General features: G+C 68.0%; 23 protein-coding genes and 2 pseudogenes. 11 read left to right on the plus strand and 14 right to left on the minus strand.

Annotated elements, in window-relative coordinates; translation table 11 throughout:
* Nucleotide 1 precedes the first annotated feature (1 nt).
* The 3 genes and pseudogenes from ABZ441_RS24600 to ABZ441_RS24610 all read left to right on the plus strand — a co-directional run.
* On the plus strand, nt 2-571 hold the full coding sequence (locus ABZ441_RS24600) for an RHS repeat-associated core domain-containing protein (protein ID WP_358977897.1): 570 nt from the start codon (nt 2-4) through the stop codon (nt 569-571).
* Nucleotides 454-1,455, plus strand: a complete 1,002-nt coding sequence (locus ABZ441_RS24605; protein ID WP_358977899.1) for a hypothetical protein — start codon at nt 454-456, stop codon at nt 1,453-1,455. The genes ABZ441_RS24600 and ABZ441_RS24605 overlap by 118 nt, the downstream gene beginning before the upstream one ends.
* Before the next feature lie 251 nt (nt 1,456-1,706).
* Nucleotides 1,707-2,097, plus strand: a pseudogene (locus ABZ441_RS24610) (hypothetical protein); the annotation flags it as partial.
* A gap of 68 nt (nt 2,098-2,165) precedes the next feature.
* Here ABZ441_RS24610 and ABZ441_RS24615 read toward each other — a convergent pair.
* From ABZ441_RS24615 to ABZ441_RS24640, 6 genes are all read right to left on the minus strand, one after another.
* Complete coding sequence (locus tag ABZ441_RS24615; protein ID WP_358977901.1) at nt 2,166-2,696, minus strand: SRPBCC family protein; 531 nt, start codon at nt 2,694-2,696, stop codon at nt 2,166-2,168.
* Nucleotides 2,697-3,141: 445 nt separating this feature from the next.
* A complete protein-coding gene (locus tag ABZ441_RS24620) occupies nt 3,142-4,014 on the minus strand; it encodes an amino acid ABC transporter permease (RefSeq protein ID WP_358977903.1) in 873 nt (290 codons plus the stop codon).
* On the minus strand, nt 4,011-4,655 hold the full coding sequence (locus ABZ441_RS24625; RefSeq protein WP_358977905.1) for an amino acid ABC transporter permease: 645 nt from the start codon (nt 4,653-4,655) through the stop codon (nt 4,011-4,013). The genes ABZ441_RS24620 and ABZ441_RS24625 overlap by 4 nt, the downstream gene beginning before the upstream one ends.
* A gap of 16 nt (nt 4,656-4,671) precedes the next feature.
* Nucleotides 4,672-5,583 carry a glutamate ABC transporter substrate-binding protein gene (locus ABZ441_RS24630; RefSeq protein WP_358977907.1) on the minus strand — a complete coding sequence of 304 codons (912 nt, stop codon included), beginning with the start codon at nt 5,581-5,583 and terminating at the stop codon, nt 4,672-4,674.
* A 14-nt stretch (nt 5,584-5,597) separates the two neighbouring features.
* On the minus strand, nt 5,598-6,341 hold the full coding sequence (locus tag ABZ441_RS24635; protein WP_358977909.1) for an amino acid ABC transporter ATP-binding protein: 744 nt from the start codon (nt 6,339-6,341) through the stop codon (nt 5,598-5,600).
* 102 nt (nt 6,342-6,443) lie between these two features.
* A complete protein-coding gene (locus ABZ441_RS24640; protein WP_358977911.1) occupies nt 6,444-6,905 on the minus strand; it encodes a DUF6278 family protein in 462 nt (153 codons plus the stop codon).
* 107 nt (nt 6,906-7,012) lie between these two features.
* Here ABZ441_RS24640 and ABZ441_RS24645 point away from each other — a divergent pair, with 107 nt between their 5' ends.
* Nucleotides 7,013-7,792 carry an SDR family oxidoreductase gene (locus ABZ441_RS24645; protein ID WP_358977913.1) on the plus strand — a complete coding sequence of 260 codons (780 nt, stop codon included), beginning with the start codon at nt 7,013-7,015 and terminating at the stop codon, nt 7,790-7,792.
* A 54-nt stretch (nt 7,793-7,846) separates the two neighbouring features.
* Here the strand turns inward: ABZ441_RS24645 and ABZ441_RS24650 are convergent, their stop codons facing one another.
* The 4 genes from ABZ441_RS24650 to ABZ441_RS24665 form a co-directional block, all read right to left on the minus strand.
* Nucleotides 7,847-8,596 carry a Clp protease N-terminal domain-containing protein gene (locus ABZ441_RS24650; RefSeq protein ID WP_358977915.1) on the minus strand — a complete coding sequence of 250 codons (750 nt, stop codon included), beginning with the start codon at nt 8,594-8,596 and terminating at the stop codon, nt 7,847-7,849.
* Nucleotides 8,597-8,728: 132 nt separating this feature from the next.
* Nucleotides 8,729-9,508: an exodeoxyribonuclease III gene (locus tag ABZ441_RS24655; RefSeq protein WP_358977917.1), complete on the minus strand. Its 780-nt coding sequence runs from the start codon at nt 9,506-9,508 to the stop codon at nt 8,729-8,731.
* 35 nt (nt 9,509-9,543) lie between these two features.
* Nucleotides 9,544-10,191 carry an MBL fold metallo-hydrolase gene (locus ABZ441_RS24660; protein WP_358977920.1) on the minus strand — a complete coding sequence of 216 codons (648 nt, stop codon included), beginning with the start codon at nt 10,189-10,191 and terminating at the stop codon, nt 9,544-9,546.
* 12 nt (nt 10,192-10,203) lie between these two features.
* Entirely contained in the window at nt 10,204-11,487 is a 1,284-nt protein-coding gene (locus tag ABZ441_RS24665; protein ID WP_358977923.1) for an alpha/beta fold hydrolase, read from the minus strand.
* A gap of 644 nt (nt 11,488-12,131) precedes the next feature.
* Between ABZ441_RS24665 and ABZ441_RS24670 the strand changes: the two genes are divergently transcribed.
* Complete coding sequence (locus ABZ441_RS24670; RefSeq protein WP_358977925.1) at nt 12,132-12,557, plus strand: NUDIX domain-containing protein; 426 nt, start codon at nt 12,132-12,134, stop codon at nt 12,555-12,557.
* A complete protein-coding gene (locus ABZ441_RS24675; protein WP_358977927.1) occupies nt 12,554-14,542 on the plus strand; it encodes an ABC transporter ATP-binding protein in 1,989 nt (662 codons plus the stop codon). Before ABZ441_RS24670 ends, ABZ441_RS24675 begins: the two co-directional genes overlap by 4 nt.
* A 138-nt stretch (nt 14,543-14,680) precedes the next feature.
* Here the strand turns inward: ABZ441_RS24675 and ABZ441_RS24680 are convergent, their stop codons facing one another.
* The 3 genes from ABZ441_RS24680 to ABZ441_RS24690 all read right to left on the minus strand — a co-directional run bounded on the left by ABZ441_RS24680 (nt 14,681) and on the right by ABZ441_RS24690 (nt 16,455).
* A complete protein-coding gene (locus ABZ441_RS24680; protein WP_358977929.1) occupies nt 14,681-15,289 on the minus strand; it encodes a hypothetical protein in 609 nt (202 codons plus the stop codon).
* 2 nt (nt 15,290-15,291) lie between these two features.
* Complete coding sequence (locus ABZ441_RS24685; RefSeq protein WP_358977932.1) at nt 15,292-15,795, minus strand: sigma-70 family RNA polymerase sigma factor; 504 nt, start codon at nt 15,793-15,795, stop codon at nt 15,292-15,294.
* A 480-nt stretch (nt 15,796-16,275) separates the two neighbouring features.
* Nucleotides 16,276-16,455 (minus strand): hypothetical protein, encoded by a 180-nt coding sequence (locus tag ABZ441_RS24690; protein ID WP_358978038.1) that lies wholly within the window; start codon nt 16,453-16,455, stop codon nt 16,276-16,278.
* Between ABZ441_RS24690 and ABZ441_RS24695 the strand changes: the two are divergent.
* A pseudogene (locus tag ABZ441_RS24695) lies at nt 16,450-16,747 on the plus strand (IS630 family transposase); the annotation flags it as partial. The gene ABZ441_RS24690 and the pseudogene ABZ441_RS24695 overlap by 6 nt on opposite strands.
* Before the next feature lie 35 nt (nt 16,748-16,782).
* Here the strand turns inward: ABZ441_RS24695 and ABZ441_RS24700 are convergent.
* The gene (locus ABZ441_RS24700; RefSeq protein ID WP_358977934.1) at nt 16,783-17,208 is read right to left on the minus strand and encodes a contact-dependent growth inhibition system immunity protein; all 426 of its coding nucleotides are present in this window, start codon (nt 17,206-17,208) and stop codon (nt 16,783-16,785) included.
* A 315-nt stretch (nt 17,209-17,523) separates the two neighbouring features.
* On the opposite strand from ABZ441_RS24700, the gene ABZ441_RS24705 reads away from it, so the two are divergent.
* From ABZ441_RS24705 to ABZ441_RS24720, 4 genes are all read left to right on the plus strand, one after another.
* Nucleotides 17,524-17,898 (plus strand): PadR family transcriptional regulator, encoded by a 375-nt coding sequence (locus ABZ441_RS24705; RefSeq protein WP_358977936.1) that lies wholly within the window; start codon nt 17,524-17,526, stop codon nt 17,896-17,898.
* Nucleotides 17,895-18,491, plus strand: coding sequence for a hypothetical protein (locus tag ABZ441_RS24710; protein ID WP_358977938.1), 597 nt, complete (start codon nt 17,895-17,897; stop codon nt 18,489-18,491). The genes ABZ441_RS24705 and ABZ441_RS24710 overlap by 4 nt, the downstream gene beginning before the upstream one ends.
* Nucleotides 18,492-18,767: 276 nt before the next feature.
* On the plus strand, nt 18,768-19,319 hold the full coding sequence (locus tag ABZ441_RS24715; RefSeq protein WP_358977940.1) for a hypothetical protein: 552 nt from the start codon (nt 18,768-18,770) through the stop codon (nt 19,317-19,319).
* A 384-nt stretch (nt 19,320-19,703) separates the two neighbouring features.
* Nucleotides 19,704-20,825 carry a peptidoglycan bridge formation glycyltransferase FemA/FemB family protein gene (locus tag ABZ441_RS24720; RefSeq protein WP_358977942.1) on the plus strand — a complete coding sequence of 374 codons (1,122 nt, stop codon included), beginning with the start codon at nt 19,704-19,706 and terminating at the stop codon, nt 20,823-20,825.
* Nucleotides 20,826-20,996 lie beyond the last annotated feature (171 nt).

The following is a 20,996-nucleotide window of genomic DNA, read 5'->3' on the forward strand; positions in this document are numbered from 1 at the left end:
CATGGAGCCGCACAGCCACTGCGTATACACCGCTCCGGTTCCCCGGCCAGTACGCCGACCCAGAGACCGGGCTCCACTACAACTACTCCGTCACTACGACCCCGAGGCCGGCCGCTACGTCACACCGGACCCACTCGGCCTGGCCCCCGCGGCCAACCCGGCCGGATACGTGCACGCCCCGTCCACCACGGCCGACCCCATGGGACTCGCGCCGTGCATGGACACCATGCTGGACCTCGCGACAAAGCTCAACAATGTGCTTCCTGAGGGACAAGCACGCCAGAAGCAGGTCGTCGCCATCATCCACGCCGAGACTCCCGAGGGGCCGACCACCTTCGTTTCGGGAACCAGCATGAGCAAGCTCACACCTGCGCAGGTCAAGCTGGCCAAGTCAATGGGGCTGGTGCCCCTGCCCAAGGGCCAGCACGACACTCACCAGGGTAGACAGACCACATGGAATACACGCCCCTTGCCGCCGAACTGCTCGCCGAGGACGAACTGCCGAACGTCGGCGAGGCCCTGGGACGCAACGACGGCTTTCTGGTTCGCAACGGCGCCTGCTGGCTGGTGAGCGAATCCGACGGCCAGATCCTGGTCGGGCACGTCGACACGAACACCTCCCGCGTCTTCGCCCAGCAACGCCGCTGGCCCTCGCCGCGCCCGCAAGGCCCCGGCTTCACCTCCCCACTCCCCGACGGCGGCCTTGCCGTGACAACGGCCGGACTCGTGACGGCGTACGACGCGGACGGCCGCGTGCGCTGGACACACCCACTCGACACCTGGGACGACCCCCAGATCGCCTCGAGCGCCTGTACACCGGATGGAACCGGACATCTGCTCCTGGTCACCGCCCCCGGCCCCACAAGGAACGCCTCGTACGCGGGGGACCTCTGCCTCGCCCTCGACATCCAGAGCGGCAAGCCGGTGAGCCACACGGTGCTGCCTTCCGCCTCGGCCGGATACATCTTCCAGCAGTCGCTCACAGACCCCGGCCGACTGCTCCTGGATGCCGCCCAAGGCGACACCTTCTACTCCCTGGCCGTCCGGGTCGAACCCGGCGCACTCCATGCCGAGCCGGTTGGGCTGGAGGATGAACCCTTCGCCGGCCTGAACCTTGGCAGCGCCGCCCTCAAGCTCGACGTCGGCGGTGAATGGCTGGGCCTCTACCAAGCCGGCCGCCCCGACGTCAGCGCAGACGCGGAGGATGTCCTCCCCGAAGGAAGGCGCTTCGTCGGCCACCGCCCGGGATTCCTGGACACAACCCGCGTCCTGGCAGCCGTGGCCGAAGAGCAGTGGTCCGACGTCGCCCAACACCTCATCCTCGACGCCCTGTCACTCCAGCCCGTGGGCGAGCTCCACTACCCCGGCACGACCTGCCTCGACCCGCTGGCTCTCGGCGACGGCACTTGGCTGACCATCCACGGCCACTCCGTCCGCCGCTGGCGCACCTTGTGAGCGCCACTCTCACCGAGGCGTGAGGCTCCGGCGCAGCGGCAGGGGGCCGCCGGGCCTGCAGGAGCGGCCTCAGCGCCGGCGTAGCCTCGTCACGTCACCGCCAAGGACAACGGGTCGAAGGCTGACCAGGACTGTCTCCCACCGACGGCGCCCTATGATCATGTTCCCGCCGAAGCGGGAGCCTCGCGATTCCGCAGGTCAGGCGCCTGTCACGAAGCCGAGTTCAAGGTGGGACCTTGGGAACGCGTCCGAACCGCCGCACGGCCTCGCACCTGCAGTCCCTGCTGCCGGGCGTGAAGGCCGACACCGGGCCCGAGCCGGGTCCCGCCCGGCCGGCCTTCCAGGTGGGTTCGGAGCGCTACCGGCTGGAGCCGGGAACGTCCGAGCACGTGCTGCTCGCGTGGCTGACGGGCGGCCAGGACGCCCGTCCCGTCTTCCTTCTCTGCGGCCGGCGCGCCATCACCAACCAGGCCGGCATCGCGATATTTGACGCGCAACCACGAGAAGTCGCAGCGCAAGCACCGCAACAACTCCTTCGTGCTGCTCCTGAAAGTGGTCAACTCCCAGGCGTACGGGCCCGATGTCGTCGAGCTGGTCGGCGATGTGACACGGGCGGCACAGGCTCAGCTGCCCACCGCCCCCGCACGTCGCACCGGGCCACCGGGTGAGACACGTGGCACCGCGGCGCCACGTGCCGGCGGGCGGCGCCGTCAGTCCTGCTGCTCTGCAGCGTTCTTGATGCCCTGGAGGGTCGCGTCCATGCCCTTGCCCAGCTCCCCGATGCGGTAGGCGATGATCGCTTCCTCCTTCTCGGGCGTGCGCTCGATGTAGGCGTTGACTCCGCTGGGACCGGGACCGATCGTGACCGACTGCCTCAGCACGACGCCGTCGGCGTCCGGGGCGAGCGTGAAGGACCAGGTGGCCATCCGGCGATCCGGGTCCTCGGCCGGCTCGCCGTAGCGGCCGTCGACGTCCAGGACGCACCAGGTGAGGGTCCGGACGGGATCGAACTCGGTGAAATGTGCAATGGTTCGCCAACGGCCGTTCACGGGATTCTCGTTGTGCCCGATGTAGCGGGCCGCCGCCGCCGGCGAGGTGGCGCCGTCCTGCCATTCCACTGCCATCAGCTCGGGACTCCACCCGGCCATGGCCTCGACATCGGCCAGTACCCCCCAGACGCGCTCAGGGCTCGCGCAGATCCGGACCTCACGACGCGTGCCGGGCCCGTCGGCGTAGCGCATTTCAACAACTCCCCCAGCGACAGCGGTCGTTCGCCGCCGCCGCGGGAAGAATCCTACGATCGTCACCCCGGGCCGTGGCTACGGCACACCGGTCTGCCCTCCGTCGCGTCCCGTGTGCGGGAAGGAGCGGAGCGGCCCCGTGCGTCCCTTCGGACGACACGGGGCCGCTCTGCTCCGGCGGACTGCCCTGCGACCGCCCCCTCACCTCTCCACGGGCCGGGTCCCGGACGGCCGTCCCCCCGTGAGCGTGGAGTCCGACTCCATGCCCACGGCGTGCGGCGCTCCCGGATGTCACCCTGTGCCCTTCGCCGGCCCTCATCGCATCGGCAGCGTCCCGGCCGGCGCGCAGCTGACCTTCTCCCGCACCGGGCACGGACCCGGTACTGCACCGGTTCCGCGGTGCGGGGAGTGATCACCGGCTGCTGCCGGGCGGAGCATCCGAAGGCTACTGCGGACGGCCCGGCAGCAGCGTGCCCGGTTCGGCGGCGGCGACGCCCGTCCCTTCCGTCTTGGGGTTGCGCCGCTGTCTCTTCGCCACCCAGGTCGCGAACCAGGAGAGCAGCATGCACATGCCGATGTAGATGGGCGAGATCACCATCACGACGGGGATGAACGGCAGATCGTAGTCCAGGTTCGACGCGATCAGCTTGCCCGCGTGGAGGAACTCCTCGTAGGTGATCAGATAGCCGAGCGACGTGTCCTTGAGTGCCACGACGAGCTGGCTGATGATGGTGGGCAGCATCGCGCGGACGGCCTGCGGGGCCAGGACGTGCGTGGTGACCTGTGTCTTGCGCATGCCCAGCGCGAACGCCGCCTCACGCTGCCCCCGTTCCACGGAGTTGATCCCCGTACGGAAGACCTCCGCGAGCACGGACCCGTTGTACAGGGTCAGCCCGGTCACCAGTGCCGGCAGAGGCTGGACCTTCAGCGCGACGAAGACGAAGAAGATCATCACCAGCACGGGCATGGCCCGGAAGAACTCGACCAACAGCGTCGAGATCCAGCGCACGGGCTTGTGGTCGGAGAGCCGCCCGACGGCGAGCAGCGCTCCGAGTGCCAGCGAGAGGACCGCCGCGTAGGCGAAGGCCTTCAGGGTGTTGCCCAGCCCGCGCAGCAGCAGCTCCTGAATGCCCTTGTACGTGAAGGGCGTCCACTTCTCGCTGGTGAACTGGTCGGTGTCGAAGAGCAGGTAGAGGATCCATCCGAGCAGCGCGAGGATCACGGCCGTCGCGAGGATTCCGTAGAGGAAGTGCCGCTTGCGGGTGACCGGCCCAGGGATGTCGTAGAGCGCGGTCGCGGAGGCGGTGGCGTGGGTCATCGGGCGACTCCCCAGCGCTTCTCCAACACGTTGAAGAGCGCACTGATGGCGAGGGTGATGATCAGGTATCCGACGGCGATCCAGACGAAGGACCAGATGATGCTGTAGCCGAGCTCGTTGAGCGTCTTGTAGGTGCCCAGCAGCTCGGTGACGCTGAAGGCCCCGGCGATCGCGCTGTTCTTCGCGAGGGCGATGAGTGTCGAGCCCACCGGGGGGATCACCGACCGGAACGCCTGTGGCAGCACCACGTTGCCCAGCGTCTGTCCGAAGGACATCCCGAGGCTCCGGGCTGCTTCACCCTGACCCGTGGGCACGGTGTTGATGCCGGAGCGCAGGGCCTCGCAGATGAAGGCCGAGGTGTAGCAGCCGAGGGCGAGGACCGCGAAGACCTGGAAGGGCAGGACCAGGCCGAAGCGCGGCAGCCCCAGCAGCACGGCGAAGAACAGCAGCGTCAGCGGGGTGTTGCGGAGCACCGCCACCCACACGGTGCCGATGACCCGGAGCGAGCCGACGGGCGCGACCCGGAACGACGCCATGACGAAGCCGAGTACGAGTGCCAGGATCGAGGCGTAGACGGTGAGTTCGACGGTGCCGAGGAAGCCCTTGCCGTAGAGGGACCAGTTGTCTGTCAGTACGTCCATGGTGGTGGCCCGCCCCTCAGTTCGCCGGGTAGCGGTCGATGGGCGGCGGTGTCGGCGCGGGTACCCCGGACAGGCCGAGAGTCGCTTCGAACGCCTTCTTCCAGTTGCCGTTCTTCTCGTTCTCCTCGAGTGCGTCGTCGAGCGCGAAACGCAGCGCGTTGTCGCTGCGCGGGACGCCGATGCCGTACGGCTCCTCCGAGAAGGGCTTGCCGACCACCTTCATCTCGTCCGGCGCTTTTGCGGCGAATCCCAGCAGGATGGCGTCGTCCGTGGTCACGGCGTCGACCTGGAAGGTCAGCAGGTTGTCGACGCAGATCGAATAGGTGTCGTACGCGACGAGATCCGCCTCGGGGTAGTCGGCGGCGATGCGCTGGTACGGCGTGGAACCGGCAGCCGAGCAGACGGTCTTGCCGGCCAGGTCCTGCGGCCCCTGGATGTCGTTCTCGTCCGTACGCACCAGCAGCCCCTGTCCGGCCATGTAGTACGGCCCGGCGAAGCCGACGAGCTTCTTGCGCATGTCGTTGATCGTGTAGGTGCCGACGTAGTAGTCGATCTGTCCGTTCTGGAGTGCCGTCTCCCGGTTGGCGGAGGCGATGGTCCGGAAGCGGATCGTCTCCGGCTCGAAGCCGAGCGAGGCCGCCATCATGCGGGCGATCTCGATGTCGAAGCCCGAGTAGACGCCGGTGGCCGGGTCCTTCTCCCCGAGGTAGGGCTGGTCCTCCTTGGCCCCGACGACGAGATACCCACGCTTCTTCGCCTTCTTCCAGGTCTTCGACTCCGGCAGTTCGAAGCCTGTGTCGACCTTGTACTGGGGCAGCTCCTCGGCCTTCGGCCCCTTGACCGGGGGGCTGCCCTCCCTGCCGCAGCCGGCGGAGAGCGCGGCGATCAGGAGGCAGACCAGCACGGCCGCGATGTTCCTCGTACGCACAACGGTGCCTCCTGTCAGTGCTTGAGGATCTTGGACAGGAAGTCCTTGGCGCGGTCGCTCTCCGGTGAGGTGAAGAAGTCCTCCGGAGTGCGGTCCTCGATGATGCATCCGTCGGACATGAAGACGACGCGGTTGGCGGCGGACCGGGCGAAGCCCATCTCGTGGGTGACGACCACCATGGTCATGCCCTCTCGGGCGAGCTGCTGCATGACCTCGAGGACCTCGTTGATCATCTCGGGGTCGAGCGCCGAGGTGGGCTCGTCGAAGAGGAGTGCCTTGGGGTCCATGGCGAGGGCGCGGGCGATGGCCACGCGCTGCTGCTGACCGCCGGAGAGCTGCGCGGGAAGCTTGTCGGCCTGCGAGGCGAGCCCGACGCGCTCCAGCAGCTCCCGGGAGCGCTGGTCGGCCTCGTCCTTCTTGCGCTTGCGGACCTTGAGCTGGGCGAGCGAGACGTTCGCCAGCACGGTCTTGTGGGCGAACAGGTTGAACGACTGGAAGACCATGCCCACTTCGGCCCGGAGCTCGGCGAGTCCCTTCCCCTCCTCGGGAAGCGGCTTGCCGTCGATGGCGATGTGCCCGGACTCGATCGTCTCGAGTCGGTTGATGGTCCGGCAGAGCGTTGATTTACCCGATCCGGAGGGGCCGATGACCACCACCACCTCCCCGCGGCCGACGGTGAGATTGATGTCCTGAAGTACGTGCAACTTCCCGAAGTACTTGTTGACGTCCCGCAGTTCGATCAACGGATCGACGGCCATACGCTGCCCTACCCACTTATCGCTTGTGTCGAAGTCAGCGCAAACTATCCGGGGTGGACACGCACTTCGGGGCCGACACGCACCGGCGGAGCATAAGGCTGTTTATCGCGTTTTGGCCTCGGGGCCGCTCTCCGCGGACTCCGCGTACATCTCGGAGAGCTCGGGGCTGCCCGACATCGCCCAGTCGAGACCTGCGGCGACCACATCGATCTCGCGCCCCGAAGTCAGCCGCACGACCGGCCTTCCACCCGCCAGGATGTCCCAGGCGGCTCCGGGGACGGTCCGGACCAGCACGGTGCCGAGGTAGAGCCCGGCGTCGTTGCCCACCCAGGGCAGCTCCTCCGGGTCGTCGCGCCAGATGGGCGGCAGTTGGTCGAGCGCGGACAACGAGACGGGACTGTCGTCGAGCTCGAGGCCGCACTGCCCTGCCCGGGCGCGCAGCAGCTCACATTCCGCGAACAGCTCGGCGACGCCGTCCGGATCGGTCTCGACGGCGGCCGCGAGAGCCATCTCCCGTGTACCGCCCTGGCGCTTACGCCAGTTGTCCAGAAAAGGGATGTTCATGCCACCAGGATCCCATCCCTGACGCCTTCCGCATCGCAGGGCGCGCAACCGTGCCGGTTCCGGTACCTCCCCCGGACATGGCCTGGTCACGCATCTAGGGTACGAGCATGACGTCCCAGAACTATCTTTCCGAACTCTTCTCGCTGGAAGGCCGGGTCGCCGTGGTGACCGGTGGCACTTCCGGCATCGGCCGGGCCATCACGGGGGCACTCGCGCACGCCGGAGCGAGCGTGGTGGTCGTGGCGCGCAGGGAGGCGGAACTGGTACGCACCGTCGGCGAACTCGACGCCGACGGCTGCCGGGCGGCCTGGGTGAGCGCCGACCTCGGGACCGCCGAGGGCGTGCGTGCGGCCGGTGACGGGGCGGTGGCCGCGTTCGGTGAGCCGGACATCCTCGTCAACTGCGCGGGCGTCAATCTCCGTCCGCCGATGAGTGAGCTCGACGAGGACGTGTGGGACACCACGATGACGGTGAACCTCAAGGCGCCTTACCTGCTGGGCCGCAGGTTCGGCCCCGGCATGGCCGAGCGCGGCTTCGGGCGGATCATCCACATCACGTCCCAGCAGGCGCACCGGGCGTTCGTACGGAGCGGGGCGTACGGCGTCTCCAAGGGCGCGCTGGAGTCACTGGCCCGTTCGCAGGCCGAGGCCTGGTCGCCGCACGGTGTCACCTGCAACACGCTGGTGCCGGGGTTCGTGATGACACCGCTCAACGAGCAGCTGTCGTCCGACCCGGAGCGGGTGGCGGCACTGGCCGCACGCACGATGGTGGGACGCAACGGACTGGCCGGGGACTTCGCGGGTGCCGCGGTGTTCCTGGCGAGCGCCGCCTCCGCGTACGTCACCGGGCAGTCGCTCTTCGTCGACGGCGGGTTCTCGGTGCACTGAGGTGATCCGGCGCCCGGCGCGGACATTCTCCGCGCCGGGCGCCGGACGGCCGCTTCAGCCTTCGGCGTCCGGCGTCGCGCCCTCCGTCGCGGCGGCGACCGCGGCGGCGACGTCGGACGATGCCACGTCCTTGTCGATGCCCAGACCCGACAGGACGCCCGCACCCCCTTCGTATTCCAGCACGGCCAGAACGATGTGCCCTGTCCCGACGAAGGGGTGACCGAGTCGCAGCGCCTCCCGGAAGGTGAGCTCCAGCACCTTGCGGGCCCCGGCGTCGTACGGGATCAGCTCCGGTACCTCGCCGGCCGCGGCCGGCAGCGCGAGTGCCGCCGCCTCCCGGACGGCCTCCAGCGGGACCCCCTGCCCTTCGATCACCTGGGCGCCGAGGGAGTCCGGCTCAGCCAGGAGACCCAGGACCAGGTGCTGCACCCCCACCTCGTCGTTGCGGGCGGCGTGGGCCTCGTTGTTCGCACCCATGACGGCGTTCCTGGCCTGCGTGTCGAACTGACCGAATCCCTGGCTCGGATCCAGGTCCGAGGCCTCACCGGGCGTCTTGGGTACGAACCTCTTCTGAGCGGCCTGCCGGGTGACACCCATACTCCGGCCGATGTCCGTCCACGACGCACCGGAGCGGCGCGCCTGGTCCACGAAGTGGCCGATGAGGTGGTCGGCGATCTCGCCCAGGTGATCCGCGGCGACCACGGCTCCGGACAGCTGCTCCAGCGTGTCTGTGTGGGTCTCCTTGATCGCGTCGATCAGGTCGTCGAGACGGATGGGCGGATTGGCGCGCAGCGGCTTCGTCATGAGGCAACCCTAGGTTGACACTCCAGAGGCGTCAACCTTGAGTTGACACCCCTGGACGTCAGCCGCCCATGCCTTGAGGTGCGGCCGGCGCGGCACACCGACAGCCGAGGTCCGGCGTTCCTTACGGCGCCGTCAGACCTCGAGGTCCACGACCACCGGGGCGTGGTCGGATGCGCCCTTGCCCTTGCGCTCCTCACGGTCGACGTAGCTGTCCTTGACCGCCGCCGCGAAGGGGGCGTTGCCGTAGACGAGGTCGATGCGCATGCCCTTGTTCTTGGGAAAGCTGAGCTGGCGGTAGTCCCAGTAGGTGTAGGGGTGGTCGTACTTGAGGGGGCGCGGCACCACGTCGGAAAGCCCTGTCCCGCGCAGGGTGGCGAGCGCCGCCCGCTCGGCGGGCGTGACATGTGTGGCGCCCACGAACTGCTCCGGGTCCCAGACGTCCTCGTCGGCCGGGGCGATGTTGAAGTCGCCGAGGACGGCGAACGGCAGCGTCCCCGCCGCGTCCGTGGCGACCGCGTTCCGCAGGGCCTCCAGCCAGCGCAGCTTGTAGGCGTAGTGGTCGTGGTCGACCTCGCGGCCGTTGGGGACGTACACGGACCAGACGCGGGCGCCCCCGCAGGTCGCCGAGATCGCCCTCGGCTCCTGCACCCCCTCGTAGTCCGGACCGTCGGGCAGGCCCGTCACGACGTCGGTCACCCCGACGCGGGAGAGCAGCGCGACGCCGTTCCACCGGCCCGTGGCGTTGACCGCCGACTCGTAACCCACCTCTCGCAGCGCTTCGGCGGGGAACTGCTCCAGGGTGCATTTGGTCTCCTGGATGCACAGCACGTCGGTGCCGCTGCTCTCCAGCCAGGCCAGGAGCCTCGGAAGCCGGGCGGTGATCGAATTGACGTTCCACGTGGCGATGCGCATGCAGTCAACCTAACCGCTCCCACTGACAGCGGGGGTCAGAGGCGGGTCTCGTCACCCGGGGCCAGCCGGCCGTGGTCCGTTCCGCCCAGGGCTCCGATCTGACTGTCGTAGATCGGACGGGCGAGGTCGGTGAGCAGCGCGTCGTGGATGTCGATGGCGCGGCGCGGCTTCACCTCGCGCACGTAGTCGATGACCTCGGACAGCTTGCTCCAGGGGGCCATGACCGGCAGCATCAGCGTGTCCACGGGCTGGTCGGGCACCGTGAGGGCGTCGCCCGGGTGGAAGACCGAACCGTCAACGAGGAAACCGATGTTGGTGATCCTCGGGATATCCGGATGGATCACCGCGTGCAGCTCGCCGTGCACCTGGACCTCGAGCCCCGCGGCGGTGAACGTGTCGCCGTGGCCCACTGTGTGCACGCGCCCCGGGAACGCGGCCGACACCTGCTCGGCCACGCTGCGCAGTGTCCAGACGCGTGCGGCGGGGTTGGACTCCAACGCGGCGCGCAGCCGCGCCTCGTTGAAGTGGTCGGGGTGTTCGTGCGTCACCAGGATCGCGTCGGCACCGACCGCGGCGTCGTCCTCGGTGAAGCCGCCGGGGTCGATGACGAGCGACTGCCCGTTCCGCTCCAGACGGACGCACGAGTGGGTCTTCTTGGTGAGTGTCAGAGAGGAAGCGTTCATGCCCCCATACTGCTACGCGGGCGGGGTCGTTTCCTCCTGGATCACGGACCGGGCGATCTCGAACGCTGCGCCCGCCGCCGGGGTGCCGCAGTAGACGGCGGTCTGGAGCAGCACCTCTTTGATCTCGACGGGTGTGAGCCCGTTGCGCAGCGCCGCTCTGACGTGCTGGGCGAGGCCGCCCAGGTGTCCGGACGCGACGATCGCGGTGAGCGAGACACAGCTGCGGGCTCTGCGGTCGAGACCCTCCCTGCTCCAGATCTCTCCCCAGGCGTAGCGGGTGAGGAGCTCCTCGAAGTCCTCGGTGAAGCCGTCGGAGGCGGCTGCGGCGGCGTCCACGTGGGCATCGCCCAGCACCTCGCGCCGGACCTTCATCCCCTGGTCGTACCGGTCACTGCGCCCCGTCGGCGAAACGTCGGGCAGCTCGGCCGCGGCGGCGATCTCCGCGACGGGGACGACCGGGGCGAACGGGGCGGCGAAGCCGGGGAGCGGCGGTACGGGGATCGACGCCTGGGTGTCCTGCCAAGCGGTCGAGAAGTGCATCAGCAGCAGGTCGGTGACGGCGGCCGGCTGCTCGACCGGTGCCAGGTGGGAGGCCCCGGGAACGAGGGCCAGCCGGGCGTCCGGGATGCCCGCGACCAGGGTGCGGGCCTCGGCAGGACCGGTGACCTTGTCCTCGGCACCGACCAGCACGAGGGTCGGTACCCCGATGCGGGGCAGTTCCGTACGGATGTCGAAGGCGGCCAGGGCCTCGCACGACGCGATGTAGCATCCGGGGTCGGTGGTGCGGACCATCTGGACGGCCCACTCGACGATGGCCGGCTGGGCGGCGGCGAAGCCGGGCGTGAACCAGCGTTCCGGGGAGGTACGGGCGATCGGCTCCAGGCCGTTGGTACGGACGATCACTCCGCGCTGCCGGAATTCGTCGGCGGTACCGAAGCGTGGTGACGCGGCGACGAGCGCCAGGGCGGCGACCCGGTGCGGGTGGCGCAGCGCGAGGTCGGCACCGACGGCACCGCCTATGGAGCAGCCCGCGTAGCCGAAGCGCTGCACGCCGACGCTGTCCAGCGTGGCGAGGAGCCGGTCGGCGAGGTCGGTGACTGCGGCGGCAGGGCGGGCGGGCGCTCCGCCGTGCCCCGGCAGGTCGTAGCGGAAGATCCTCCAGTGCTTGGAAAGCTCGGGTATCTGGCGGTCCCACATGTGCCATGTGGTACCGAGTGAGGGCCCCAGCACCAGCACGGGTGCGTCCTCTGGCCCATCTACCTGGTACTTCAACGTCTTGTTGCCTGTCTCGCTCACACTCACACGCTCCCACGTCTCACAGCCGTCTCACACACCGCCCTCCTGAGCACTGTGAAGACCGCCCCATGTCGTAGCAGCTCCACGAAGATCCTCTACGTCCGGCCTCACGTACCAGCGCTTGGTGATCTTCACGTGGTGTGCCCCGCCCATCGTGCCAGTAGGTGATCCGGCACCCCATTGTTGGCCAGGTGGGTAAAGCACGATGCACGCGCGTCGTGGAGACGCACCTGGCGGAGTCCGATGTCTGCCATGAGCTTGTAGGCGCGAGTACGGTCTGCCGCTCCACCTTTCTAGCTTCGAGGCGTTCCTGCGCGAAGACCTGGGCCTCCAGGTCCGGGCCGTGCCGCCCTTCCAGCGCGTCCGACACCACATCCAGTGCGAGTCGATGCGCACCGGACACGTCTACGGCATCTTCCTCGACCGCCGCACCCTCCTGGCAGCCCCCGGCAATCCCCCGCAGGAGGTACCGCAACCCACACGAGTGATCGAACACAGCATCACAACCGGCCCCACTCGACCACAGAAGGAGAGGACCCGCTATTCGAAATCAGGTTCCAGATTTCGCCCGCGCCCACCCGTTACGGCGACAGCAGACCCGCCGTTACCCGATCACCTGTCCGCATCCACCCCGAGGAGCCCACATGCATCCCGTACGCCGCCCTGCGCTCGTTCATCGTGAGTTCGAAAACACCGCTGCCTCCTCGGGCGTCGGCCTTCACCTCGACTCCGACCGCGCCGTCGGCGAACCGCACAACCACGCCGCGCGGCGCGAAGCGGAAAAGGAAACGGGGGTCTGCATCAGCGTGGGGCAACAGGAGTTCTGCGGCCTCATTCACCACCACGACCGCGGCGACGGCCCAGATCGGATCACCGCCGTCTTCGTCGCCCAGTCGCGGGCGGGCGAGCCGCACAACGCCGAGCCGGACAAGCACGAGGGCTTGTTCCGAGTCTCGATGGAGAAGCCCCCGCCGGACTGCCACCCGTACACCACCGCCATCTTCCACATGATCACCCACGGCCCGTCCCACCGGGCTCTGAACCGGCCGACGCCGGGAGGCAACGAGTGAAGCGATTCTTCGGCAAGGTCCGCATGGCGGAGCCCCAGGTATCCGAGGCAGAACGCGAGCTCTTCGGCGGGCCGTTGCGCTACGACATGGGCTGGTCCCAACATGAGCATGCGGGCCTGGACTTGACCATGCGATCCGCTCTGCGCCAGATGCCCGGACTCGTCGGCGCTGCCCTGCGGATGGCCTGGAGCGCGGATCGCCGCGCGCTCGTGGCAGTGGCGATCAGCGAACTCGGCCAGGGCATCGCCGCCGCGGTCGGCCTCCTTGCCGTCAACGCGGTCATGCACGCGCTGTTAGGGGGAGGAGACGCTGTCGAGCGGCTGCACGCCTTGCTGCCGGGACTGCTCGCCGCCGCAGGCGTGGCCGTCGTCAACTCTGCCCTGGCCGGCTGGTCGACCTCTCGGGCCGGCCGCCTGGAGCCAAAGGTCGAGCGGATCGCCACCACCCAGTACCTGGCCGCGGCGACCTCGGTCGAACTCGAAGCCATCGACGACCCGGACTTCCGTCGTCTGATCGACATCGCCCAGTACGGTCCTGCCTCCGCTCGGCGGATGATCGGCGCCTGTGTCTCCGCGCTGAACAGCAGTATCTCGCTGATCGCCACGGCCGGTGTGCTCACCGTCCTGCATCCGGCACTGCTGCCCATGCTGCTGGTCATCGCCGCGCCCCGCGGGTGGGGCGCCATGCGGGTGGCACAGGAACGCTACGTGTCGATGATGAGCTGGATCGAGCACGTGCGGGCCAGCCGCCTCATCGGCAACCTCCTCACCGAACGCACCGCCGCACAAGAAGTGCGCATCCACGCCGTCGGTCCCTTCCTCCTCGACCGGTACCGGCGCATGGCCGACAGCGCAGAGACGGAGCAGGAACGTCTGGCCTCCAGCAAGGCCGTCACCGAATGGGTCGCCTCCGCACTGTCCGGACTGGCCATGGCCGCCACCTACGGAACGATGATCTGGCTGATCATGGCCGGACACATGAGCCTCGCCGTCGCCGGCACCGCTGTAATCGCGGTACGGACCGGGTCAGCGAGCCTGGGTGCCCTGGTGATGAACATCAACCAGCTGCACGAGGAATCCCTCTACGTCCGGGACCACGGACAGTTCCTGGTCGAAGCTGCGCAACGCGCCATCCCCCAGACCGGCAGTCCCGTCCCCACCCAGGTCAAGCAGGTCTCCCTTGAACACGTCACCTACCGTTACCCCGACCGCGACGTGCCGGCCCTGGACGACGTGACGCTCACCTTCCCCATGGGGTCGGTCGTCGCCGTGGTGGGCGAGAACGGCTCCGGCAAAAGCACCTTGATGAAGATCCTGTCCGGTCTGCTCCTTCCTCACGCCGGGTCGGTGAGGTGGGGCGAGTCCGACGTATCCGGGCTGAAGCGCTCCCAGGTCTTCGACCGCGTCTCGCTTCTCACGCAGGACTTCCAGCGCTGGCCCGTAACCGCCGCGATGAACATCCGCATCGGCCGCCCCGGCCACGACGCCTCGACGCATGACCTGCAGACGTCCGTCGACTACGCCGGAGCCGGATCCGTCACCGCCAAACTCCCCAACGGCCTGGAAAGCATGCTCGGCCGCATGTTCCGCGGAGCCATCGAACTCTCCGGCGGCGAATGGCAGAAGGTGGGCCTGGCCCGCACCCACTGGCGCAGCTCGACATCGCAGGAGGACAGCATCCTCATCGTCGACGAGCCGACCTCCGCGCTCGACCCCGAAGCCGAGATCGCTGCCTTCGACCGCATCCGCCGCCTCGCCGCCCCGCACCGGGCCGTTGTCCTGGTCACCCACCGCATGTCCGGCGTCCGCCATGCCGACCACATCTACGTCCTCAACCAAGGGCGCCTCGCCGAGCACGGCACGCACGACGACCTCATCGCCGCACGTGGCCGATATGCTGCCATGTTCGACACACAGGCCGACCAGTATGCCCCGGCCCCGAACGTCCCAAAGCCTGCTTCACCCAGAGTCGTAGACACGGCATGACACGCCCCACCGAGTGGAGGCGATCTGCCTGCCGTGCCCGGCTCGGAAACACCGTCACTACAAGCACCAATTACCACATCAGCAGGCAACCCCACGCTAGGACTTTCCCGGCCAGAGCGGCGAACAGGCAGGCATCCTTTACGGGTGGGTCTGGCTCCAGAACGCCGGGCACGGGGTGTGCGCCGCTTCGTCCAGGTGACCCTTGACGAGGGCCCGGTACTTGACCAGCTCGGCGCCTTGGAAGATGCCCAGCTCTTCATCGTAGCGACGAGGGACGACAATCAGTACGTGTTGACCCGGCTCGACCCTTTTCTGTTCGTCGGCCTGAGCGGGATCGACGACGTCGAGGGTTATCTTCTCCTTTCCCTCGTGTGGCTTGATCCGCTCCGTGACGTTGAACTCGACGGTGATGCGGCCGTCCCTGGACCGATCGTCCTGGACTGCGGTGACGTCCCCCACAGCGATCGTGCTCGCGCAGGAAATCCACTCCGTAAGGGTCTGCCCCTGCCCGCTCTGCTGTGCTGGAGACTCGTCTCCTGAGGGGACGAGCAGGATCACGGTAATGGTCGCGGCCACCGCGACCGCCGCGAGCGACACGACTGCCATGCGGCGCCGACGACGGGGCCGCCCGAAAGGAATCGGTGCCTCTGCGGGAGTGGACCCGGGATCCGGTCGTCCCGCTTCCTGCCCGATCATCCTCAGGGCGCGTGCCACGACTTGCTCGTCCATCTCGTTCCGACTGGCCATAGCTAGAGCACCTCCATATCGCGCAACCGCTGGCCGAGAGCGGCCACAGCGGTATGCAGTCGGCTCTTGACCGTTCCTTCTGGAATGGACAGACGTTGCGCAATGTCCCGCACGGTCAGGTCGGCGTAGTGACGCAGCGCGAGAACCTGCCGCTGAGCTGCCGGGAGGTCGTCCAGGCCCCTGGCCACGGCGAGCGCGAGAAGCCGCGCGTCCTCCGGCTGATCCAGCGACCGCCGGTCGCTCCAGCGCGCCGCGAGCTTCTCGCGCAGCGACTCGTCCCTGGAACGGGACCGGTGCCAGTCGACAGCGACCCTCGACGCGACAACCGACAGCCACGCCTGCAGATTCCGGATCTCTCCCTTCACTTCGAGCAGCTTGACCCGAATCTGTTGTACGCCGTCCTCAAGCTCTGCCCAAGGCACACCTCCGAGGGCCAGCATTGCGCGGACGAGCTCAACGTCGGAAGGCTCCAGCAGTTGTTCGGATCTGTGCCTGCGTGCTATCAACCGATCGTCCTCTCGCTCCCCTGTTCCTGGTCATCCGACGGAGCAGTCCCCAGGAACGTTCAATGGCTCCGACGTGAAACAGCGATTCCGCGTCCCCCTCATACTCAAAGCTCATGCCTCCTGCCAGTGGGCAGGCACTACGCTGGCGCCCGAGGCCGCCGCGTGATCATTGGTTGTCCACACAACACCTAGTGATCAACGGCGCCTCATCTGCTCGGTTGCCACCGGAACCAGTAGTTGAGCCCCTCGATCCGGTAGCGAGCGCCGGCATCGAACCACAGCTCGGCCACAAGCCGCCGCGTCGCGTCCGGCGCATGGCGGTGCTACGCCAGGCCAGGTCCAGTTCGTCGGCGCGGGTGTGGATCCCGCCGTGACCCGGATGGCTCTCCGGCCCGGCCGTCCCGGCTTCATAGCCCTCTTCCACCTGGCGAAGATCGCCCACTGCTCGCGCTCCAGCTCCACCACGGCCTTGCTCGCGGGTCAGACACGGTGCTCGTCGGTCACGTCGGCGTGGTTGTAGTCGTCGTTCAGGAAGTAGTGGGGCTTGCCATCGATGTCCGCGAGGCCGACTCGACGAGGCCCGTCGTACCACTCCAACTCGGCGTACACACGCTCGAAACCGTCCGCGACCAGTTGCTCTTCGACCCCTGTCTCAGCCACGCGGGCAGGCTCGGTCAAGAAGTGGCTGCTGGCCCACCCGCGATTCCACCTGCACTTCACACCCACCAGTTCATCCGGGCTGAACCTGGTGGAACGGTGGTTCGCCGAACTCACGCAGAACAAACTCAAACGCGGCGTCCACCGATCCGTCCAGGCACTGGAACGTGACATCCGGGCCTAGGTCGCCGACTGGAACGACCACCCACGGCCCTTTATCTGGACCAAGACCGCCGACGAGCTCCTCGGCAAAGTAGCCGCCTACTGCCGGCGAATCTATGGTTCAGAACGTTGAACGCCTGCGGATCCCCTCTCTCAGTCTTCATCAGGTCAGCGAAGGGACTCGGGCCGCGCGACGAAGCGGGCAAGCGTCTCGGCTCCGCCGCGGGGCAGGTCAATGACCGCTGTCTCCGGCAACGTAGTAATCACGGCGCGCAGCCTCGCATTCAGGTCGGGTAGCAGCGCCCAGGCTGACGCAGGGGCGCTGACGGCAGCGAGCAGCAGATCCCCTTCGTAGAACGAAGCGTCAAGCAGCGGCTCCTCGATCAGCAGGCGCACTGTGAGTGGAAGGACGCAGGGCAGCGCCACCTGCTGTGAGATGAGGATGCGCAGGTCCGCCGGGCCGAGTTCCCTCTGGCGCACACGCCGCAACTCATGCACCTTGCGCATCAGATTGGTCGCGTCAGCGGCAGGGGGCGCCCAGCAGGGTGGATCCAGTTCATCGAGTGTCCGGTCCAGGTGCAGCAGACGATGCATGAGGTCCATTTTCACCAGAACAGGCAGAAAAATTTTCGACTCAGGTCACCAAGGGGGCCCACCCCTCTGTCTCGTACCCAGATGAAAGGGCAGGACCCCCGACCCGGATTGCGCACCGCCCCACGTGGGGCAGCTCCACGAAGCCCCGATGCGACCTCGAGGGGCCGGGGCCGGGCAGCAGGCGGAGCGACGCAAGATCGGCAGATCAGCCCGCGGTTCAGGGAATTGCGACGCCCGGCACGCCACTGGCCCGCTTCGGCCTGGTCGCGGGAGGCCGCTAGCCATTTACTTGCTCCGCCAGGTATCTTGCATTGCATGGAACCAGGCGATTCGACCAAGCAGGTCCGGGCAGCCGCCCAGCTGCGCAAGGGCGTCCTGGAGTACTGCGTACTCGCCCTGATGCGGGACCGTCCCCGTTACGGCGTGGAACTCCTCCGCTCCCTGGAGGAGTCCGGTGCCCTGGCCACCAGCCAGGGCACGGTCTACCCCCTGCTCTCCCGGCTCCGTCGCGACGACCTGGTCACCACCACCTGGCAGGAGTCCGCCTCCGGACCACCCCGTCGTTACTACGCGCTCACCGACAGCGGCAGGGCCGCGCTCGACGAGTTCACCCGCGTCTGGCCAGGCTTCCGCGACGCCGTCGACACCTTCCTCGCAACCCCACCCCCCTCCACCGGAGACCTCGCATGAAGACGCCTGCCGACCCCGTACGCGACTACCTCTCCGCCGTCGAGCGCGAGGCCTCCGCGCTCCCCGCCGACCGTCGCCAGGAACTCCTTGCCGACCTCGCCGAACACATAGAGGTGACGCGCGCCGAACGCCCGGACGCCCCGCCCGGAGAGGTTTTGGCAGCACTGGGAGACCCCCGCACGATCGCGGCGACGGCGCTGGCCGAGTCAGGGAACGGGGCGACCGGGGCCGGGCTCCCGGACCGTGCCGGTGCGACCACCCGGCGCGGCAAGGTGCACCCATTGGTCCCGCTCCTCATGCTGACCCTCTCGCTGCCCTTCCTGATGGTCTTCTCCGAACAACCCGGCCCACTGTTCGGCGTCATTTTCCGCATCACCGGCGCGGTACTTCTCTGCACCTCCGTGCACTGGACCGCCGTCCAGAAGACCACCGGTGTACTTCTCACCGCCATCCTGCCGAGTGCCGTCATCGCCACCTGGAACCTGTCCGACGGCGGCCCGGCAGGCGACATTCCCGCCCTCCTGGCCAACCTGGTGACGTTCGTCCTGCTGGCCGGCACGGCGACATGGCTCTGGCGGGTCCGCCGCGCCTGAGCTGTTGCCCCCCGGCTGCGGCTTCACCACAAGCCGCCGGGGCGACCGGTGCGGTGGCTGAGGTCAGCGGGTGCGGCAGGTCATGGGGTGATCGCCGGCTCTGGTCCACTTCTGCTGATGGCGTGACAGTCCGTCACGGGTTCGCGCGAGTGGGCAGCGCGGAGCATGACGTGGCGGGGTGCAATGATCCTGCCCTTGGCGCACGAGGCGGGACGGGGAGGACGAGTGGATCGCTGCACAGCCGATCAGCTTCGAGGAATTTCGTTCGAGGAGCACGTGCGGGCCCGTCCGGCTGTGTACTTCCGTGTCGAGCGGGACAGCCCCGAGCTTCCCACCGAGGTGCTTCAGCGTGTGGTCCGGGATGCGCTGCACCGCCGTGACGGCACGCATGGGCTGATCAGTGTGGAGATCACGTCTGACCTCGGTTTCACGGTGGAGGACGATCGACCTCACAGTGCCGACGAGCACCGACGCCCCCTGCCCGGGTTCTATGAATCGCTGCTCGACAAGGATCGATGGGCTCCTGCAGCAGCCGCGGCACTCAGCGCCCGGACGGTCGTTGAGGTCTGGCTGGACAACCGTGGCTACCGCCAGGAGCTGGCCGGGGCGGCTCCTACGGGCGCCTGGCAGGAGTTCCGCGCGCACAGGCCGCACGGGACCAGGACCACGTTCCACCTCGATCCCTCGTACTTCGGTCCCGGGGAGGCCATCGGCTGGGCATTGAGAGCAGAGGAACTACACGGAACAGGATGCGAGGCACATCCCTCACCTGCGACGTTCGTGATCCACGACCTGCGCTCGGGAGGCGACCGCTCAGCCGGCGAGTAGGACCCACGCGGGTCCGCTCCGCGAAGCTTGCGGGGCACCGCGGGTGGCGCCTTCGACGTAGAGGAAGCACCTACGGCCAACGGCATACCGGGCTCGTCTGCCTGATGGCCTGCAACATGCCGCTGATGGCCTAATCGAGGTTGCGGGCTTGTGTGGCCGGTCACGCTGTGCTGCGTCGATCCCGGTCGCGTCAGGAGCCCGTGGGCGTACAGGGCGCGTGAGGGGGCCTGGTACACGGAATAGTGCGCTCTCGACGAGTACCTGACGGCGATCGGCACGACGCAGGAGGCCCCGGACGCCCGCAGTTGCAGTGCATGAGCAGACGGGACTCAGGCACTGCAAGACCCTCAGTTGGCTGACGCGTCGAGCAAGGGAGCACTGGACATGAGTTTCCGCATGAAGGCGATCAGCCGTGAGGAGCATCTGGCCTTCATCATGGCCATGCCCTCGGCAAGTCACATGCAGGTTCCCTCTTGGGGGGATGTGAAGCCGGACTGGCGGGCGGAGAGTCTGGGTTGGTTCAACGACGATGCCCGGCTCGTCGGCGTGGGGTTGGCGCTGTTCCGGCCATTGCCGAAGCTCAAGCGGTACCTCGCCTACCTGCCGGAGGGGCCGGTCATCGACTGGGACGCGGCAGATCTTCAGCAGTGGCTGGAGCCGATGCTCGCACATCTGAAGACCCAGGGCGCCTTGTCGGTGAAGATGGGCCCGCCCATCGTCGCCCGACGCTGGAGTGCGGATGCGGTCAAGACCGCGATCGCCGACCCGCAAGCCGGACAATTGCGTGATGTCAAGGCCACGGCAGACGAGCCACAGGCCCTCCATATCGCTGAGCGGCTTCGGCGGATGGGCTGGCAGCAGACCGAGCCAGGCAACGGGGATGGCTTCGCCGCCGGTCAGCCGCGCTATGTGTTCCAAGTCCCCTTCGCCGGACGCTCGCTGGAAGACATCCAGCGCGGCCTCAACCAGCAGTGGCGCCGCAACATCAAGAAGGCCGAGAAGGCCGGTGTCAAGGTCGTCGTCGGCAACTACGACGACCTGCCCGCCTTCTACGAAATTTACGTGGAAACGGCCGAACGCGACCGGTTCATCCCGCGCCCACTGGCCTACTTCCAGCGCATGTGGACGGCGCTGACGGCCGAGGACCCCGACCGCATGCGGCTCTACCTCGCCCACCACGAGGGCGATGTGCTCGCGGCAGCGACGATGCTGACCGTCGGCGAGCACGTCTGGTACTCGTACGGAGCCTCCACCAACCGCAAGCGCGAGGTCCAGCCGAACAACGCAATCCAATGGCGGATGATGTCCGACGCTCATGCACTCGGCGCGAGTGTCTACGACTTCCGTGGCATCACTGACACCTTGGAGGAGAGCAACCACCTCCTGGGCCTGCTTCGGTTCAAGGTCGGCACCGGCGGTCAGGCCGTGGAATACCTCGGCGAGTGGGACTTTCCGCTCAACAAGTTGCTGCACAAGGCCCTCGGGCTCTACATGTCCCGCCGCTGATCCCCAGCCCCGGAACGGAGCCGGGTCTTCCAGCACCAGGCCTGTCAAGGACGTAGTGCGGCAGGACCCGTGATCGCCAAGCCGTCGGCACCCCACTCGCCACCACGTTCCGTAGGTCGGTGTCCGCCCTCACGCCCGGCCCCCTCGCAGTGAGGGCCTCGCGCCGGGAGA

Origin of the sequence: Streptomyces sp. NPDC005752, from assembly GCF_040630715.1 — a bacterium.
Taxonomy (GTDB): domain Bacteria; phylum Actinomycetota; class Actinomycetes; order Streptomycetales; family Streptomycetaceae; genus Streptomyces.

What these genes read in the sequence shown, in the direction of transcription:
- ABZ441_RS24625 (WP_358977905.1), bottom strand. Translation starts at nt 4,655, where the DNA reads ATGGACGTACTGACAGACAACTGGTCCCTCTACGGCAAGGGCTTCCTC.
- ABZ441_RS24600 (WP_358977897.1), top strand. Translation starts at nt 2, where the DNA reads ATGGAGCCGCACAGCCACTGCGTATACACCGCTCCGGTTCCCCGGCCA.
- ABZ441_RS24700 (WP_358977934.1), bottom strand. Translation starts at nt 17,208, where the DNA reads ATGCATCGTCTGCTGCACCTGGACCGGACACTCGATGAACTGGATCCA.
- ABZ441_RS24720 (WP_358977942.1), top strand. Translation starts at nt 19,704, where the DNA reads ATGAGTTTCCGCATGAAGGCGATCAGCCGTGAGGAGCATCTGGCCTTC.
- ABZ441_RS24635 (WP_358977909.1), bottom strand. Translation starts at nt 6,341, where the DNA reads ATGGCCGTCGATCCGTTGATCGAACTGCGGGACGTCAACAAGTACTTC.
- ABZ441_RS24640 (WP_358977911.1), bottom strand. Translation starts at nt 6,905, where the DNA reads ATGAACATCCCTTTTCTGGACAACTGGCGTAAGCGCCAGGGCGGTACA.
- ABZ441_RS24710 (WP_358977938.1), top strand. Translation starts at nt 17,895, where the DNA reads ATGAAGACGCCTGCCGACCCCGTACGCGACTACCTCTCCGCCGTCGAG.
- ABZ441_RS24620 (WP_358977903.1), bottom strand. Translation starts at nt 4,014, where the DNA reads ATGACCCACGCCACCGCCTCCGCGACCGCGCTCTACGACATCCCTGGG.
- ABZ441_RS24650 (WP_358977915.1), bottom strand. Translation starts at nt 8,596, where the DNA reads ATGACGAAGCCGCTGCGCGCCAATCCGCCCATCCGTCTCGACGACCTG.
- ABZ441_RS24680 (WP_358977929.1), bottom strand. Translation starts at nt 15,289, where the DNA reads ATGGCCAGTCGGAACGAGATGGACGAGCAAGTCGTGGCACGCGCCCTG.
- ABZ441_RS24605 (WP_358977899.1), top strand. Translation starts at nt 454, where the DNA reads ATGGAATACACGCCCCTTGCCGCCGAACTGCTCGCCGAGGACGAACTG.
- ABZ441_RS24655 (WP_358977917.1), bottom strand. Translation starts at nt 9,508, where the DNA reads ATGCGCATCGCCACGTGGAACGTCAATTCGATCACCGCCCGGCTTCCG.
- ABZ441_RS24645 (WP_358977913.1), top strand. Translation starts at nt 7,013, where the DNA reads ATGACGTCCCAGAACTATCTTTCCGAACTCTTCTCGCTGGAAGGCCGG.
- ABZ441_RS24615 (WP_358977901.1), bottom strand. Translation starts at nt 2,696, where the DNA reads ATGCGCTACGCCGACGGGCCCGGCACGCGTCGTGAGGTCCGGATCTGC.
- ABZ441_RS24705 (WP_358977936.1), top strand. Translation starts at nt 17,524, where the DNA reads ATGGAACCAGGCGATTCGACCAAGCAGGTCCGGGCAGCCGCCCAGCTG.
- ABZ441_RS24670 (WP_358977925.1), top strand. Translation starts at nt 12,132, where the DNA reads ATGCATCCCGTACGCCGCCCTGCGCTCGTTCATCGTGAGTTCGAAAAC.
- ABZ441_RS24660 (WP_358977920.1), bottom strand. Translation starts at nt 10,191, where the DNA reads ATGAACGCTTCCTCTCTGACACTCACCAAGAAGACCCACTCGTGCGTC.